Source organism: Geodermatophilus sabuli, assembly GCF_900215145.1.
Lineage (GTDB): Bacteria > Actinomycetota > Actinomycetes > Mycobacteriales > Geodermatophilaceae > Geodermatophilus > Geodermatophilus sabuli.
Window position 1 is genome coordinate 838,660 of record NZ_OBDO01000001.1, and the last position, 15,471, is coordinate 854,130.

The following is a 15,471-nucleotide window of genomic DNA, read 5'->3' on the forward strand; positions in this document are numbered from 1 at the left end:
CACGCGGGTGTGACCGGTGTGGCGGTTCACCCGTCACACCCGCCCCGGGAGCCCGGGCCCGCGACGGGAGGGCGGGCCCCTCAGTCCAGGTCGAGTCCGGGGTACAGCGGGTGCGCGTCGAGGAGCTCGGCGGCGGCCGCACGAGTCCGGTCGGCCAGGCCGTCGGTCGTCGTGTACTTGGCCTTGGACACCCCGCCGTCGCGGGTGGCGGTCGGCGTGGTGCCGGCCAGGACGTCGACGATGAGCTCGGCGGTGCGGTCGAACTCGGCCGCCCCGAAGCCGCGGGTGGTCAGCGCGGGCGTGCCCAGCCGGACGCCGGAGGTGTACCAGGCGCCGTTGGGGTCGGCCGGGACGGCGTTGCGGTTGGTGACGATGCCGGCGTCCAGGAGGGCGGACTCCGCCTGCCGGCCGGTCAGCCCGAAGGAGGTGACGTCGACGAGCACGAGGTGGTTGTCGGTGCCGCCGGTGACCAGCGTGGCGCCGCGGCGGGCCAGGCCCTCGGCGAGGCTCTGCGCGTTGTCGGCGACGGCCTGCGCGTACCCGGCGAACTCCGGACGGCGGGCCTCGGCGAAGGAGACGGCCTTGGCGGCCATGACGTGGGGGAGCGGGCCGCCCAGCACCATCGGGCAGCCGCGGTCGACGGCGTCGGCGTACTCCGGCTGGGCCAGCACCATGCCGCCGCGCGGACCGCGCAGCGACTTGTGCGTGGTGGTCGTGGTGACGTGCGCGTGCGGCACCGGGTCGAAGTCGCCGGTGAGCACCTTCCCGGCGACCAGCCCGGCGAAGTGGGCCATGTCGACGACGAAGGTGGCGCCGACCTCGTCGGCGATCTCGCGCATCTTCGCGAAGTCGACGCGGCGCGGGTAGGCGGAGTAGCCGGCCATGAGGATCAGCGGGCGGAACTCGCGGGCCCGCTCGCGGACGGCGTCGTAGTCGAGCAGCCCCGTCCCCGGGTCGGTGCCGTAGGAGGACTGCTCGAACATCTTGCCGCTGATGTTGGGCCGGAACCCGTGGGTGAGGTGGCCGCCGGCGTCCAGGGACATGCCGAGCATCCGCTGGTCGCCCAGGGCGTGGCGCAGGTCGCGCCAGTCGTCGTCGGTGAGCTCGTTGACGTGCCGGACGCCGGCCTTCTCGAGGGCCGGCGCCTCCACGCGGGTGGCCAGCACCGCCCAGAAGGCGACCAGGTTGGCGTCGATGCCCGAGTGCGGCTGCACGTAGGCGTGCGGCGCGCCGAACAGCTCCCGGGCGTGCTCGGCGGCCAGCGCCTCGACGGTGTCGACGTTCTGGCAGCCGGCGTAGAAGCGGTGCCCGACGGTGCCCTCGGCGTACTTGTCGCTGAACCAGTTGCCCATCGTCAGCAGCACCGCGGGGCTGGCGTAGTTCTCGCTGGCGATGAGCTTCAGCGAGGCACGCTGGTCGGCGAGCTCCGCGCCGATCGCGTCGGCCACGCGGGGCTCGACGGCGCCGATGACCTGCAGGGCGCTGCGGTAGGCCGCCGTCGCGGTGGCGGCGTCGAAGGGGGCGGTGGCGTCGGTCATGGGAGCCCTCCAGCGGGGGTCGACTCGGGGAGGTGCCCAGGCGCCCGGCGGGGTGGTGCGGGCCGCTCCCCGGTGGTCGGTCCCACCTCGATGCGCCAGTCACGGCCCCGCAGCGATCCTAGCCGTGGCCCCGGGACCGGTCCCGCCGGTGTCCGCCGCCGGGGCGCCATAGGCTCGCACGTCATGGAGACGCTCACCCCCGCGGAGGTCGCCGCCGTCCTCGGCATCTCGCCGAACCGGGTCCGCCAGTTGCTGCGCGAGCACAAGCTCATGGCCGTGCCCGGCAGCGGCAACAGCAAGATCCCGACCGACTTCCTGCAGGACGGCGCCGTCCTGCGGCACCTGCCGGGGCTCATCACCGTCCTCAAGGACGGCGGGTTCAGCGACGAGGAGGTCTTCGAGTGGCTGTTCCGCCCGGACGAGTCGCTGCCGGGCACCCCGGTGGACGCGCTGCGCAGCGACCGGCACACCGAGGTCACCCGCCGGGCCCAGGCGCTGGCGTTCTGAGTCCGGGGTGGGCTCCCTGACGTACCTGGCGCTCCTGGCCGGCTGCCTCGTCGTCACCGCGCCGCTGGAGCTGGTGCTGCGGGTGCGGGTCTACGCGCGCTGGCGGCGGCTGCTGGTCGCCGTCGTCCCGGAGTTCGCCGTCTTCGTCGTCTGGGTGCTGTACGCGATCGCACAGGGTCACTGGGACTACTCCGACACCCGCACCCTCGGCGTCCGGCTGCCGGGCGGCATCCCGGTGGAGGAGGTGCTCTTCTTCCTCGTCGTCCCGCTGTGCTCGGTGCTGGCGCTGGAGGCGGTGCGGCGGGTGACCGGCTGGGACGCCGGCTACCCCGCGGTCGACGACAGCCCTGGGAGCATCGCAGCGAGGAACGAGCGAGGAGCGGACCGGGGCACGGAGTCGGCCAGATGAGCACCGAGGAAGCCGAGGCCCGGTGGTGAGCTACTCGACGTTGGCGGTCGTCGCGGTCGTCGCGGTCCTCGTCGTGGACCTGGCCGTCTACCGCACCCGCATGGTCACCCGGCCGGTGTTCTGGGTGGCCTACGCGATCATCATCACGTTCCAGCTGCTGATGAACGGCGTGCTCACCGGCCTGGAGGTGGTCGTGTACGACCCGGACGCGATCTGGGGCCCGCGGATCGCCTACGCCCCGGTCGAGGACCTGCTGTTCGGCTTCGCGATGGTCACCCTCACCCTGGCCAGCTGGGCGGCGGTCAACCGGCAGGCGAACACCGCCAGGCGCCGCGGCTTGGACACCGACACCCGGCGGTCGAGCACCCGGTAGTCGGCCCGCTCGATCTCGGTGAGGATGCCGCCGTAGAGGGCGGTGGCCGCGCGCACGCAGTCGCGGGACTCCGGCGCGAGCAGCGGCGTCCCGGGCGCGGCGTCGTCGTAGCGGCGCCGCACGATCGCCACCATCTCCCGCATGAGCTCCCGGAAACGCGCGTCGTACCGCTTGGCCTCGAGCTGCTCCCGGGTCACCCCGTGCGCGGCCATGAGGTCGGCGGGCAGGTAGACCCGGCCGCGGTCGACGTCCTCGGCGACGTCGCGCAGGAAGTTGGTCAGCTGGAACGCCTCGCCCAGCGCGATCGCGTGCGGCGCGGCCTCCTCGCGGGCGACCCCCCGCGCGGTGCCCAGCACCGGCAGCACCTGCAGGCCGATGACCGACGCCGAGCCCCACATGTACCGGTCGAGGGCGTCCATGTCGGCGTATCCGGTCACGTCGAGGTCGCTGGTCATCGCGGCGAGGAAGTCGACGAGGTGCTCCACGGCGATGTCGTAGCGGCGGTAGGTGTGCACCAGGGCCAGCCGCACCGGGTCGTCGGACCAGCCAGCCTCCAGCTCCGCGAGCGCGGCGCGGGACCAGTCGGCGAGGTCGCCGGCCGGGTCGGCGCCGGGGTGGTCGACGAGGTCGTCGGCGGTGCGGGCGGCCGCGTAGAGCGCGTGCACTGCCGGGCGGCGGTCAGGCGTCAGCAGCCGGGTGGCCAGGTGGTAGCTCTTGCCGTGGCGGGCGGCGATCGCGGCGCAGTGCCGGTAGGCGGCGTCGAGGCGCGCCTGCCGCTGCGCCGTCGTCAGCCGTTCGGTGGCGGTCACCGGGCCTCCCTCGCAGGTACCTCGGCGGACGTGCCCCGTGCGGATCCGCGGATGTGCTCGGGGCCGGTGATGCGCTCGGCGGCGAGCCGGCCGCTGATGACCACCATCGGCACCCCCACTCCCGGTTGCACCGACGACCCGGCGAGGACGACGTTCTCCGGCCCGCGGCGGGGGAGGGTCGGCGTCCGGAACGGGCCGGTCTGGCCGAAGGTGTGGGCCAGCGCGAACGGCGTCCCGGCGGCCATGCCCTGCGCCGCCCAGGTCAGCGGGGTGTCCATGTGCTCGACCTCGATGGCGCCGGTCAGGCCGGTCCAGCCGCGCGTCTCCAGGGTGGCCAGCACCTCGTCGCGGTAGCGGGGGCCCAGCGCCGGCCAGTCCAGGTCGGGGTTGCCGCCGCTGCGCCGGTCCAGGTTCGGCGTGGGGGCCACGATGCTGAGCACCTGGCCGCCGTCGGGCGCCAGGCTGCGGTCGGTGCGCGAGGGCATGCTCACCAGCAGGCTGGGGTCGGTCATGGGCCGGCCGAACCGGGTGAGCTCGTCGAACACCTCCTCCCACGCGGTGCCGAAGCTGATCGTGTGGTGCGCCTGGCCCGGCAGCTCGGCGCGCACGCCGACGTGCAGCGCGACGCACGACGGCGAGTAGACCGGCCGGCGGCGGCGCGCGAACCCCGGCACCAGGCGCTCGGGCTGGTCGACGGTGACGACGAGGGCGTCGGCCGGCACCCGCTCGCCGTCGTCGAGCAGCACGCCCGTGGCCCGTGCCCCGGTCAGCTCCAGCTCGCGCACGCCGCAGCCGTACCGGAGGACGACGCCGGCGTCGGCGGCCGCGGCGGCCAGCGCCCGGGGGACGGCGACGATCCCGCCGGCCGGGTGCCACACGCCGGCGCCGATGTCGAGCTGGGCGATCACGGCGTAGGCGGCGATCGCCCGCTGCGGGCTGACCCCGGCGTAGAGGGCCTGGAAGCTGAACAGCCGGCGCAGCCGGTCGTCGGTGAAGGCCCGCGCCACGTGCCGGGACAGCCGCCCGAACCCGCCGCGGCGGGCCAGCGCCACCAGCTCCGGGCCGAGCAGGTCCAGCGGGGTGTCGAGGTTGCGGTCGATGAAGGTGTCCAGCTGCAGGCGGTAGAGCTCGGCGAGGTCGGCGAGGTAGCGGCGCAGCGCGGCGGCCTCGCCCGACCCGCACAGGGCCGCCACCTCCGCCGCGAACGCGTCGGGGTCGGCGTGCACGTCCAGGTGCGAGCCGTCGGCGAACTGGGCGCGGTAGGTGGTGTCCAGCGGGGTCAGGGTCAGCCGGTCCTCCAGCCGCTCGCCGACCGCCGCGAGGGTGTCGGCGATGAGCTCCGGGGCGGTGAACACCGACGGGCCGGTGTCGAGGGCGTAGCCGCGCTCCTCGATGCGCCCGGCGCGGCCACCGGGGCCGGGCCCCCGCTCGACGACGGTCACCTCCCGCCCGGCGCCGCGCAGCCGCAGCGCGGCGGACAGGCCGGCCAGCCCGGCGCCCACCACGACCACGCGATCGGTGCGCCCGGGGACGGTCCGGACCATCAGGCGGTGCGGGTGGTGGCGGCCACGGCCAGTACGTCGAGCGCGGCGCGAGCGTCCTCGGCGAACGGCGCCTCGGCGATGGCGGTGCGCGCGAGCTCGGTCCGGTCGGCGATGCGGTCCTCGACCCGGGCGCGGGCGCCCGTGGCCTCGATCAGCGACCGCAGCGCGTCGAAGTCCGCCGTGGAGGCGTCGGGGTTGCCGAGCAGGTCGGCCAGCAGGCGTCGGCCGGCGTCGTCCGTGGCCTCCTCGGCCAGGGCGATGAGCAGGGTCTGCTTGCCCTCGCGCAGGTCGTCGTCGGCGGACTTCCCGGTGACCGACGGGTCCCCGAACACCCCGAGGACGTCGTCGCGGAGCTGGAAGGCCTCCCCGAGGGGCAGCCCGATCGCGGTGCAGACCTCGGCGGCCTCGCGGCCTGCCCCGGCGATGGCGGCACCGAGCTGCAGCGGCCGCTGCACGGTGTACCCGGCGCTCTTGTACCGGGCGACGGTCAGCGCACCCTGCGCCCCGGGCAGCCCGCCGGCGGCGCGGAGCAGGTCCAGGTACTGGCCCGCGGTGACCTCGGTGCGCATGGTGTCCCAGACGGCGCGGGCCCGGATGAGGGTGGCCGGCGACAGGCCGGAGCGGCGGAGCAGCTCGTCGGACCACACCAGCGCCAGGTCGCCCACGAGGATCGCGGCGCCGACCCCGAACGTCTCGCCGTCCCCGGCGAGCCGGCCGTCGCCGTGCCGGGCGGCGAAGCCCACGTGGGTCGCCGGGCGGCCGCGGCGGGTGAGGGCGCCGTCCATGACGTCGTCGTGGACCAGCGCGCTGGCGTGCACGAACTCCAGGGCGGCGACGGCCCGGAGCACCGCGGCGTCGTCCTCCGTCGCGTCCGCGCCGCGGGTCGCCCGCCAGCCCCAGTAGGCGAACAGCGGGCGCAGCCGCTTGCCGCCGTCGGCCAGGGCGCGGACCTCGTCGGCCACGGGGAGCAGCGCGGGGTCCATCGCGGCGAGGACGTCCCGCTGCTCGTCGAGGAAGCCGGTGAGGGCGATGTGCACCGCGGCGCGGACCCGGTCCACCTCGGCGGCGGCCGGCGGAGCGGCGGGGAGGGCAGTGGTCCCGCGCGTGCGCGCCCCGGCGGTCATCGACCAAGTATCGCCTGCCGGTGCTGGGACCTGCACGGCCTGTGGGGTGTCCTGCACCAGGGTCAACGGACCAGCCTCCTCGTTCCGGACGTGCACGCCTGCTCCGTTCTCTTCACCCGGACGACACCGGGTGGATGCAGCCCGGCGGGACAAACCGGTCCGTATCCTGTGCCCCCATGACCGGCACCGTGCGGGACCTGCTCGCCCACGGGCGGCCGACGTGGTCGTTCGAGTTCTTCCCGCCGAAGACCCCCGACGGCGCCGCGCAGCTGTGGACGGCGTTGCGCGAGCTGGAGCGGCTGCGCCCGTCCTTCGTGTCGGTGACCTACGGCGCCGGTGGCTCCACCCGCGAGGGCACGGTGTCGGTGACCGAGCGGATCGCCACCGAGACGACGATGACGCCGCTGGCGCACCTGACCGCCGTCGACCACAGCGTCGCGGAGCTGCGGCACGTCGTCAGCCGCCTGGCCGCCGCCGGGGTGCGCAACCTGCTGGCCCTGCGCGGTGACCCGCCCGGCGCGGACCCGCAGGCGGAGTGGGTGGCCCACCCGGAGGGGCTGACCTACGCCGCCGAGCTGGTGGACCTCATCCGCTCGATGGGCGACTTCAGCGTCGGGGTGGCCGCCTTCCCCGAGCGCCACCCGCGCTCGCCGGACTTCGACAGCGACGTCGAGATGTTCGTGCGCAAGTGCCGCGCCGGGGCCGACTTCGCGATCACCCAGATGTTCTTCCGGGCCGAGGACTACCTGCGGCTGCGTGACCGCGTGGCCGGCCGTGGCTGCGACGTCCCGATCATCGCCGGGGTGATGCCGGTGACCAACGCCCGGCAGATCACCCGCATCGTGCAGCTGTCGGGTCAGGCGTTCCCGGCACACCTGGCGGCCCGGTTCGCCCAGCTCGACGGGGACCGCCCGGAGGACAAGGCGGCCGTTCGCGCCTACGGCGTCGAGGTGGCCACGCAGCTGTGCCGGACGCTGCTGGACGAGGGCGTCCCCGGCATCCACTTCATCACCATGAACCGCTCCACGGCTACCCGAGAGGTGTACGCCAACCTGGCCGCGGTCCCCGCTACCCACTGACCGGCGCCGGGTCCGGCGTCGCCGCCGCCGCGGCCGCGGCCGCGGCGGCCCGGCGCAGCGCCTCGCGCTCGGCGGCGTAGCCACCGACCACCCCGACCACGGGCAGGTTGGCCAGGAAGCGGTGGTGCAGCCTGCCCTTGGGACGGGCGTCGAGGGTGTCGTCGATCCGGCTGAGCAGGCGGGAGACCCGCCAGAGCGTGCGTACGTTGCCCAGGACGCCGGCGCGCCGGGTCCGGGCGCCGAAGGCCTCGTCGGCGTAGGCGCCCTTGGCGGGTTGCAGCAGCGGCCGGACCTGCTCCACGGCGAGGTCGCGGTCGAGCAGCACCCGGGCGAGCAGTGACACCCGCTCGGCCGGGTCCTCGACCCCGTGCTCGGTGGCCACCCCGCCGATGACGAGAGCCTGCACCGCCGACCCGACGGTGTTCTGCAGGGGCAGCAGGTCGGCGAGCTTGCCGGCGATCCGTGGCGCTGCGCTGATCCCGGCGGCCACCAGCGGCACCTGGTCGGACCACCACCGGTCGCGCTCGTCCCGCGGCAGCGCCCGTGGCCGGCCCAGCCGCCGGACCAGCGGGGCGGTGAGCCGGTCGACCCGGCGGAGGACGTCGACGACGACCGCGTCGCTGATGACTGCCATGCCGGTGCCCTACCCGCCGGTGCGGCCGGTGCATGCGTGACGTCGGCCCCGCGGCGGCGACCAGGACGACGACGGCGGCGAGGGCCGCGGCCCCCGGAACGCGACGGCAGGGGGGCGGAGGAGGCGGCGGCCGGCAGGCGTCCACGCTCCCCGGTCTCGCCGGAGGAGGGCCGGCCTGGTGGACTTCCCCGCGTGGGGAGGACGCCGTGCTGAGCCGGGAGGAGTACCTCGCCGCGTGGTCGGCCTGGCACGGCGGCACCGACCCCGCGGACAGCCGGCTGGTCCGGGGCTGGCTGTCGGCCGCCTACGCCGCCGCCCGCCCGCTGGCCCGGGTGCCGCCCATCGCGGCCACCGCGCTCGGCCTGGTCGTCGCGGTCGCCGCCGTCGTCCCCGCCTGGGCCGGCGGTGCGTGGCTGGTGCTGGCCGGTCCGCTCATCGGCGTCTCCGCCGTCCTCGACTCCCTCGACGGCGCCCTGGCCATCGCCACCGGCCGGGCCTCCCGCCGCGGGTTCGTGCTCGACTCCGCGGTGGACCGGCTCAGCGAGGCCGCCTTCGCCGCCGCGCTGTGGGCGGCCGGCGCGCCCGGCTGGCTGGCCGCCGCCTACGGCGCGCTGTGCTGGCTGCCGGACTACCTGCGCGCCCGCGCCGGGCAGGCCGGGGTCTCCGAGACCGGCGCCGTCTCGGTCTGGGAGCGTCCGACCCGCGTGGCGATGACCGGCTTCACCCTCGGCGGGGCCGGGGTGCTCGCCGGCCTGGACCTCGCCGCCGAGGTGGTGACGGCCGGCACGGCCGTGGGGTGCCTGCTCGGCGTCGTCGGGGTCGCGCAGCTCGGGACGGCGTTGCGCCGGGCGCTGGCCGACTGATGCCGGAGCGCGGCGTGCCGGGTCGCCTCCTAGGCTGGTCGGGTCCCGGCACCCCCGCCGTCCACCTCGACCCGACACCGCGCGGGCCGTCTCAGCGACCGTCCCCGAGGGAGCGCCCCGTGCCCGTCGTCGTCACCGGATCCATCGCCACCGACCACCTGATGACCTTCCCCGGGAAGTTCACCGAGCAGTTCGTCGAGGGCCAGATGGAGAACGTCTCGCTGTCCTTCCTGGTCGACGATCTGGTGCAGCACCGTGGCGGCGCGGGCGCGAACATGGCCTTCGGGCTCGGGCTGCTGGGGCTGGGCCCGGTGCTCGTCGGTGCGGTCGGCAGCGACTTCGCCGACTACGAGGCCTGGCTGTCCCGGCACGGGGTCGACACCGGCAGCGTGCACTGGTCGGAGTTCAAGCACACCGCCCGGTTCGTGTGCACCACCGACGCGGTGAACAACCAGATCGCGTCCTTCTACTCGGGCGCGATGAGCGAGGCGTCGTCCATCGAGCTCGCGCCGGTCGCCCGCCGCGTGGGCGAGCCGGATCTGGTCGTCGTCGGCCCCAACGACCCGACCGCGATGGTCCGGCACACCCAGGAGTGCCGGACCCGCGGCTACCGCTTCGCCGCCGACCCCAGCCAGCAGCTGGCCTGGGCCGACGGCGGGATGATCCGCGAGCTGGTGAACGGCGCCGACGTGCTGTTCACCAACGAGTACGAGGCCGCGCTGCTGCTGCAGAAGACCGGGTGGTCCGACGCCGAGGTGCTCGACCGTGTCGGCACGTGGGTCACCACCCGGGCGTCGGCCGGCGTGCAGGTGCGGCAGGCCGGGGCCGAGCCGATCCCGGTCATCGCCGTCCCCGAGACCAAGCCGGTCGAGCCGACCGGCGGCGGCGACGCGCTGCGGGCCGGGTTCATCGCCGGGCGGATGTGGGGTCTGGGCTTCGAGCGGGCCGCTCAGCTGGGGTCGGCCGTGGCCACCGAGGCGGTGGAGGTCGTCGGCACCCAGGAGTACGAGCTGCACAAGCAGCCGTTCCTGGAGCGGTTCGCCGCCGCGTTCGGCGCCGACGCCGCCGACGAGATCGCCCCACACCTGCCATGACGTGTGCGGCTGGGATCAGGTGACCTGATCACCGGGCGTCCACCCTCACGGTGGGCGGTGAGGGAGGAGGCCGCGCGATCAGGGACCCTCGTCATCGCGTCACTCCTCGCGGACGTGCTCGCCGATCGACGGGTCCTCGCTCCAGCGGCGATAGGAGATCCGCCGGATCTCCTTGATCTCGCCGAGCGTCGACCACTCGTTGCCCCCGAGGCGGGCCAGGGGCTGGAGGTGCTCGATCCGCGGCCGGCCGTCGCGGACCGCGCTCTCCCACACGCTGATGACCTCGACCCGGCCGAACACCACCGTGCTGTCGCCCAGCCGCAGCGTGGAGTGCAGCGTGCACTCCACGCTGACCGGCGACTCCGCGACGCGCGGCACCGACACCCGCTCGCCCGGCTCCAGCCGCACGCCGCACTCCTCGGCCTCGCTGACCCCGTGCGGGAAGTCGGTGCCGGTCGCGTTGACCTGCTCGAACAGCGGCTCGGGGGCCAGGCTGACGATGAACTCGCCGGTGGCCTCGACGTTGCGCAGCGAGTCCTTGCGGCCCACGGAGGTGAACTGCACGACCGGCGGGTCGACGCAGGCCACCGTGTAGAAGGAGTGCGGCGCCAGGTTGACCACGCCCTCGGCCGAGCGGCTGGTCACCCATGCGATCGGGCGCGGCACCACCACCGAGTTGAGCACCCGGTAGAACGCGCCGCTGTCCATGGCCGCCGGGTCGAACTGCACACGCGCGATCGGGCTGGTCACCGGCTCATCGTCTCCCGCGCCGGCCGGGTCGCGCCCACCGGGCGGCCGCGCCAGGACAGGGTGCCCCGGCGTCGCCCGGTCACCGAGTCGGCCAGCAGGACGTCGAAGAGCAGGACCGAGAGCGGGTGGGCCAGGGAGTCCGGCCACACCCGGCTCCCGGTCACCGCCGCCGACACCGCCCGCCCGGCCACCCCGGCCGCGTAGCCGGCCAGCCCCGCCCGGGAGCCCCGCAGCGCGGCCACCGCGGGCAGCACCTCCACCGCGCTCAGCGCGGCGGCTACCGCCACGCTCGCCGCCGGCGACCCGCCCACCGACGCCCAGAGGGACTTGGCGTACCCCGCCCGCAGCTCCCGCCAGCCCGAGTACATCCGGCATGCGGCCAGCCGGGACCCGTCGACCGGGACCGCCCGTCCGCCGGTCCGCTTCACCGCGCGCGCCAGGGCGACGTCCTCGATCACCTCGCCGCGTACCGCGCCGTGGCCGCCGGCCGCCGCGTAGCCGGCCCGCGTCACGACCAGGAACTGCCCGTTGGCGGCGGTCAGTGACGGCCGGGCCGACCGTTCGGCCAGCCGCACCGGCAGCGTCGTCATCCACAGCCAGGGTCCGAGCGGCTGGACCAGTCGCTCGGCGAGCGTGCCCGTCACCGGCCGGGGCCACGGGGAGACCAGGTCCAGGCCGTGCCGGTCCAGCAGCGCCACCGCACCGGCCACGGCGTCGGGGAAGAGCCGGACGTCGGCGTCGACGAAGACCAGCACGCCGTCGTCGGCCGCGTCGCCCGGCCTCCCGTCGGCCGAGGTGACCCCGACGGTGCAGGCGTGCGGCTTGCCCAGCCAGCCCGGCGGCGGCTCCGGGGCGGTCACCAGTCGCACCCGCGGGTCGGCCACGGCCCGGACCGCCGCCGCGGTGCCGTCGGTGGAGCCGTCGTCGACGACGACCACCCGCAGGTCAGGGAGCGCCTCCTGTGCCAGCACCGCGGCCAGGCAGTCGCCGACCTGCGCCTCCTCGTCGCGCACCGGGAGCACGACGGTCACCGGCCGGCGCACCGGCGGCGGCCGCTCGGGGGGACGGCGCAGCAGCGCGGCGTTGACCGCGGTGTGCAGGGCGCCGGCGACCGCCGCGCCGGACAGGACGCGCAGCAGCCGGCTGCTCACCGGGCCGACGCCCGCCTGGCCTGGAGCGCCAGCGCGACGAGGAACGGGGCGGCCAGGACGACCCCCCAGGCGGCCGATCCGGGCAGGCCGAGCCAGCCGGCATGCGCGAGCGCCCCGCCGAGGGTCATCCAGCCCAGCGCGAGCATCGGGGCACCGTCACCGACGCGGGGCGGGTCGGCCGCGGTGCGGGCGACGAGCCCGTCGAGCAGCGTCATGAGCACCAGACCGGCCAGCAGCCAGCCGGCCAGGTTGGTCAGCGGCACCGTGTCGATGCCCGGCAGGGACGGCTGCGGGTGCGCCCACGTCCAGTACCCGGCCTGCACCATCTGCGGGTCGAGCACGACGTCCCAGACAGCGAACGCCGCCGCGGCGACGGCGACGCGCGCCGGGCGGCGGCGGGACGGGCGCACGTGGCGGGTCAGCCGGGCGGCGAGCAGCCAGCTCGGCCAGGCCATCATCAGCCAGGCCAGCGGCACGAGGAACGGGACGCCGAACAGCGTGGGGCCCAGGTCGTCGCTGTAGCCGTACTCGCCGTAGGGCACTCCGGTGGCCAGCCCGACGGCCTCGAAGACCACCGCCGTGACCGCCGTGACCAGCAGGACGCCGACACCGGTGCGCGCGCCGCGGCTCGCCGCGGCGTGACCCACCGACAGCGCGGCACCGAGCAGCACGATGGTCCAGCTGACGGCGTTGCGGGTGGCGCCGTCGGTGAGCGGGTAGGCGATGGCGACCAGCACCAGCAGCCCGGCCGGCGCCCACGGCAGGCGGGCCGTGGCGCCGCGGGGCCGCGACTCGGTGAGGGTCACCGCCGGCTCCGCACCCGGCGGGCCAGGCGGCCGGCCGCCTCGCGGGCCCGCGTGGGCAGCCGCCGGTCGGCGAGGACGACGCGGGCCGCCGTCCGCCCGGAGTTGCCCGACACCCCGCCGCCGGGGTGGGTGGAGGCCCCGGCCAGGTAGAGCCCGGGCAGTCCCGGCACCCGGTAGCCGCCGAGGGCGGGGGTGGGCCGGAAGGCGAACATGCTGGCCAGACCCATCTCCACGTGCATGACGTTGCCACGCAGGAGCGACAGTTCCCGTTCCAGCAGCACCGGCGTCTGGACGTACAGTCGCTGTACCGACGCCGCGAAGCCGGGGGCGTACCGGTCGACAGCGGCCAGGAGCCGCTGCGCCTCGACCTCGGCGAGGGCGTCCCAGTCCGCTCCGTCGGCCGGCTCGTAGGGGTACCACTGCCCCCACACCGTGACGACGTGCTGCCCGGGCGGGGCGAGGGTGTCGTCGGTGGCCGAGAAGCACATGGCCAGCGGGACCGGCTCGCGGGGCAGCCGGCCGGCCCGCCAGTCGCCGTGGGCCGCGGCCAGCTGCGCGCGGTCGGTGCACAGCAGCTGCAGCCCGCCCTGGGCCAGCTCCTGCGGCACGCCCGGGTAGACCGGTGGGGAGTCGGTGAGGGCGCGCAGGACCAGGCCGAAGCCGTTGCCCAGTGGCGGGTCGGCGTCGGCGAGGGCGGGCGGGGCGTGCTCGCCGGCCAGGTCGCGGGTGGCCAGCACGTGGCAGGCGGCGACGACCACCGGGGCGGTGACCCGCCGCCCGGACGCCGTCTGCACGCCGGCCACCCGGCCGTCGTCCACCAGGAGCCGGGCGGCGCCGTCGCCGAGGGTGACCCGCCCGCCGTCGGCCTCCAGCCGGCGGCGCAAGGCGGCGGTCAGGCCGCCGGAGCCGCCGACCGGGTGCCCGGGCGGGACGTCGTGCAGCAGCGTCGCCCAGGCGACCATCGCCGCGGTGCCGGGCTCGGACACCGGCGGCCCCGACTGTGCACCGAACCAGGCCAGCGCCGCCTTGAGCCGCTCGCTGGTGAACCACCGGTCCAGCAGCGCGTCCCCGGACCCGAGGAAGTCGACGGCGAGGTCGCCGCCGGGGGTGCGTGGCCGGCCATCGGCGGGGGCACCCAGTGGCCAGAACGAGCGGAGCAGTCCGGGGGCGTTCGGGCGGCGTCCGAAGGAGGCGGCCACGGCCCGGCTGCGCGGTGCCCAGACCTCGACGAAGCGCCGGTAGGCGGCGGCGTCGGTGGCTCCGCAGGCGGCCTCGATCGAGGCGCAGGTGGCGTCCAGGTCGACGGAGAAGACCAGCGGCCGGCCGTCCGGACCGGGGTCGCCGAGGGAGGGGGCAGGTGCGAAGCCCCAGGGGTCGCAGTCGACGTAGCGCAGGCCGTGCGCGGCCAGGTCGAGCTCCTCGACGATGCCGCTCTGCCGGATGATCACGTGCGCGCTGGAGCCGCGGTCGACGCGGACGCCGGGCCAGCGTTCGACGGTGGACACCGCACCGCCCAGCACCTCGTCGGCCTCGACCACCTCCACGGCCAGCCCGGCGCGGGCCAGGTAGCAGGCGGCGACCAGCCCGTTGTGCCCCGCGCCGACGACGACGGCGTCGGCGGAGGCGTCTCCACCGGTCACGTGGGGTCGGAGCGCGGGGCCGGCGGGCGCAGCGGGAGGCGGACACCGAGGATCGCGAAGGGCCGCGAGTCACCGGGGAAGTGGTGGTTGCGGGCGAGGTCGACGAAACCGTCGGCGTGGTACAGCCGGAAGGCCTTGGTGTCGTTGTCCGGGGTCGACAGCAGGGCCGCCGGGTACGGCAGGTCGGCCACCAGCGCGTGCAGCAGCTGACGGCCCAGCCCACGGCTCTGGTGGTCGGGGTGGACGTGCAGTTCGCAGACCTCGAAGGCGCCGGGCAGCCAGCGCTTCGCCGTCCGCCGGTCCAGGGCCGCGCGCACCTGGTCGTGCCACCACTGCCCGGGAGCCACGAGGTAGCCGTAGCCGAACCCGACCAGCTGCTCGCCCTCCGGGGTCTGCACGAAGGCGCCCACGGCCCGGAAACCGGCGCGCTCGGTGTGCTGGATCGCGTAGCCGTAGCGGCCGGCCACGACCGACGGCGAGTACCCCATGGCCGCGCCGTAGATCGCCAGCGCCTCGTGCATGTGGTCGCGCAGCCAGCCGGTGGGGAGCTCGGTGACCCGTGTGGCGGGGGTCGTCCCGGTCACGGTGCGGCCACCTCCACGGGGACGACGGGGCCGGTGCCGACCTCGGCGGCCGTGCCGCAGGTCAACCGGAGCAGCTCCTCGTAGGTGGTGGGGAAGACCGCGTGCGGGTGCCCGGCGGCGACCCAGACCCGCTCGTAGCGGGCCAGTTCGATGTCGACGAGCGTGCCGATCGGCTCGGGGTGGCCGATCGGGGCGACGCCGCCGATCGGGTGGCCGGTGTGCCGGCGGACGAAGTCGGGGGAGCCCGGTCGCAGGCCGGGGACGCCCAGCAGGGCGGCGACCTGGGGGACGTCGACCCGGTGGGCACCGCTGGTGAGCACGAGCAACGGCGTGCCGGCGACGTCGAAGACCAGGCTGTTGGCGATCGCGCCGACGGGGACACCGAGCTGTGCGGCGGCCGCGGCGGCGGTGCGGGCGCTCTCGGCCAGTTCGAGCACCTGCCCGGCCGCGCCGGACTCGGCCAGGAGTCGGGCGATGGCGGCCACCCGCGGGTGCTCGGGTCGGCTCATGGGGCCGATCCTGCCATCGGCTCGGGCGGATCGCCGCCGCGCGGGGCCCGTCGTCTC

Annotated in this window: 16 protein-coding genes, 1 pseudogene and 1 riboswitch; of the genes and pseudogenes, 6 read left to right on the forward strand and 11 right to left on the reverse strand. The window is 75.9% G+C overall.

Annotated features, from left to right (window positions below):
• Positions 1-80: 80 nt before the first annotated feature.
• Positions 81-1,538 (reverse strand): glycine hydroxymethyltransferase, encoded by a 1,458-nt coding sequence (locus CRP39_RS04015; RefSeq protein ID WP_097204542.1) that lies wholly within the window; start codon positions 1,536-1,538, stop codon positions 81-83.
• Positions 1,539-1,565: 27 nt separating this feature from the next.
• A riboswitch (ZMP/ZTP riboswitch) is annotated at positions 1,566-1,651 on the reverse strand.
• Between the two features lie 70 nt (positions 1,652-1,721).
• On the opposite strand from CRP39_RS04015, the gene CRP39_RS04020 reads away from it, so the two are divergent.
• The 3 genes and pseudogenes from CRP39_RS04020 to CRP39_RS27375 form a co-directional block, all read left to right on the forward strand.
• Entirely contained in the window at positions 1,722-2,045 is a 324-nt protein-coding gene (locus CRP39_RS04020) for an Rv2175c family DNA-binding protein (protein ID WP_097204543.1), read from the forward strand.
• 7 nt (positions 2,046-2,052) lie between these two features.
• Positions 2,053-2,454, forward strand: coding sequence for a lycopene cyclase domain-containing protein (locus CRP39_RS04025; RefSeq protein WP_097204545.1), 402 nt, complete (start codon positions 2,053-2,055; stop codon positions 2,452-2,454).
• A gap of 73 nt (positions 2,455-2,527) precedes the next feature.
• Positions 2,528-2,689: pseudogene (locus tag CRP39_RS27375) on the forward strand (lycopene cyclase domain-containing protein); the annotation flags it as partial.
• Here the strand turns inward: CRP39_RS27375 and CRP39_RS04035 are convergent.
• Genes CRP39_RS04035 through CRP39_RS04045 form a run of 3 tightly spaced genes read right to left on the reverse strand, consistent with a single transcriptional unit; the run spans position 2,686 to position 6,304 of the window.
• On the reverse strand, positions 2,686-3,636 hold the full coding sequence (locus CRP39_RS04035; protein ID WP_216359597.1) for a phytoene/squalene synthase family protein: 951 nt from the start codon (positions 3,634-3,636) through the stop codon (positions 2,686-2,688). The pseudogene CRP39_RS27375 and the gene CRP39_RS04035 overlap by 4 nt on opposite strands.
• Positions 3,633-5,180, reverse strand: a complete 1,548-nt coding sequence (gene crtI / locus CRP39_RS04040) for a phytoene desaturase family protein (RefSeq protein WP_097204547.1) — start codon at positions 5,178-5,180, stop codon at positions 3,633-3,635. Before crtI ends, CRP39_RS04035 begins: the two co-directional genes overlap by 4 nt.
• Complete coding sequence (locus CRP39_RS04045) at positions 5,180-6,304, reverse strand: polyprenyl synthetase family protein (protein ID WP_097204548.1); 1,125 nt, start codon at positions 6,302-6,304, stop codon at positions 5,180-5,182. The genes crtI and CRP39_RS04045 overlap by 1 nt, the downstream gene beginning before the upstream one ends.
• 176 nt (positions 6,305-6,480) lie before the next feature.
• Here CRP39_RS04045 and metF point away from each other — a divergent pair, with 176 nt between their 5' ends.
• Entirely contained in the window at positions 6,481-7,383 is a 903-nt protein-coding gene (gene metF / locus CRP39_RS04050; protein WP_097204550.1) for a methylenetetrahydrofolate reductase [NAD(P)H], read from the forward strand.
• Here metF and CRP39_RS04055 read toward each other — a convergent pair.
• Entirely contained in the window at positions 7,373-8,017 is a 645-nt protein-coding gene (locus tag CRP39_RS04055) for a hypothetical protein (protein WP_097204552.1), read from the reverse strand. The two genes, metF and CRP39_RS04055, sit on opposite strands and share 11 nt — an antisense overlap.
• 206 nt (positions 8,018-8,223) lie before the next feature.
• On the opposite strand from CRP39_RS04055, the gene CRP39_RS27965 reads away from it, so the two are divergent.
• Positions 8,224-8,880 carry a CDP-alcohol phosphatidyltransferase family protein gene (locus tag CRP39_RS27965; protein WP_097204553.1) on the forward strand — a complete coding sequence of 219 codons (657 nt, stop codon included), beginning with the start codon at positions 8,224-8,226 and terminating at the stop codon, positions 8,878-8,880.
• Between the two features lie 119 nt (positions 8,881-8,999).
• A complete protein-coding gene (locus CRP39_RS04065; protein ID WP_097204555.1) occupies positions 9,000-9,974 on the forward strand; it encodes a carbohydrate kinase family protein in 975 nt (324 codons plus the stop codon).
• Between the two features lie 99 nt (positions 9,975-10,073).
• Here the strand turns inward: CRP39_RS04065 and CRP39_RS04070 are convergent, their stop codons facing one another.
• The 6 genes from CRP39_RS04070 to CRP39_RS04095 are packed head-to-tail and all read right to left on the reverse strand — an operon-like array spanning position 10,074 to position 15,414.
• Entirely contained in the window at positions 10,074-10,724 is a 651-nt protein-coding gene (locus CRP39_RS04070) for a flavin reductase family protein (RefSeq protein WP_245853550.1), read from the reverse strand.
• Positions 10,721-11,875: a glycosyltransferase family A protein gene (locus CRP39_RS04075; RefSeq protein ID WP_097204557.1), complete on the reverse strand. Its 1,155-nt coding sequence runs from the start codon at positions 11,873-11,875 to the stop codon at positions 10,721-10,723. Before CRP39_RS04075 ends, CRP39_RS04070 begins: the two co-directional genes overlap by 4 nt.
• Positions 11,872-12,681: a carotenoid biosynthesis protein gene (locus tag CRP39_RS04080; protein ID WP_097204558.1), complete on the reverse strand. Its 810-nt coding sequence runs from the start codon at positions 12,679-12,681 to the stop codon at positions 11,872-11,874. The genes CRP39_RS04075 and CRP39_RS04080 overlap by 4 nt, the downstream gene beginning before the upstream one ends.
• Complete coding sequence (locus CRP39_RS04085; RefSeq protein WP_097204560.1) at positions 12,678-14,321, reverse strand: phytoene desaturase family protein; 1,644 nt, start codon at positions 14,319-14,321, stop codon at positions 12,678-12,680. The genes CRP39_RS04080 and CRP39_RS04085 overlap by 4 nt, the downstream gene beginning before the upstream one ends.
• Positions 14,318-14,905, reverse strand: coding sequence for a GNAT family N-acetyltransferase (locus CRP39_RS04090; RefSeq protein WP_097204562.1), 588 nt, complete (start codon positions 14,903-14,905; stop codon positions 14,318-14,320). The genes CRP39_RS04085 and CRP39_RS04090 overlap by 4 nt, the downstream gene beginning before the upstream one ends.
• Positions 14,902-15,414 (reverse strand): YbaK/EbsC family protein, encoded by a 513-nt coding sequence (locus CRP39_RS04095; RefSeq protein WP_097204563.1) that lies wholly within the window; start codon positions 15,412-15,414, stop codon positions 14,902-14,904. Before CRP39_RS04095 ends, CRP39_RS04090 begins: the two co-directional genes overlap by 4 nt.
• Between the last annotated feature and the right edge of the window lie 57 nt (positions 15,415-15,471).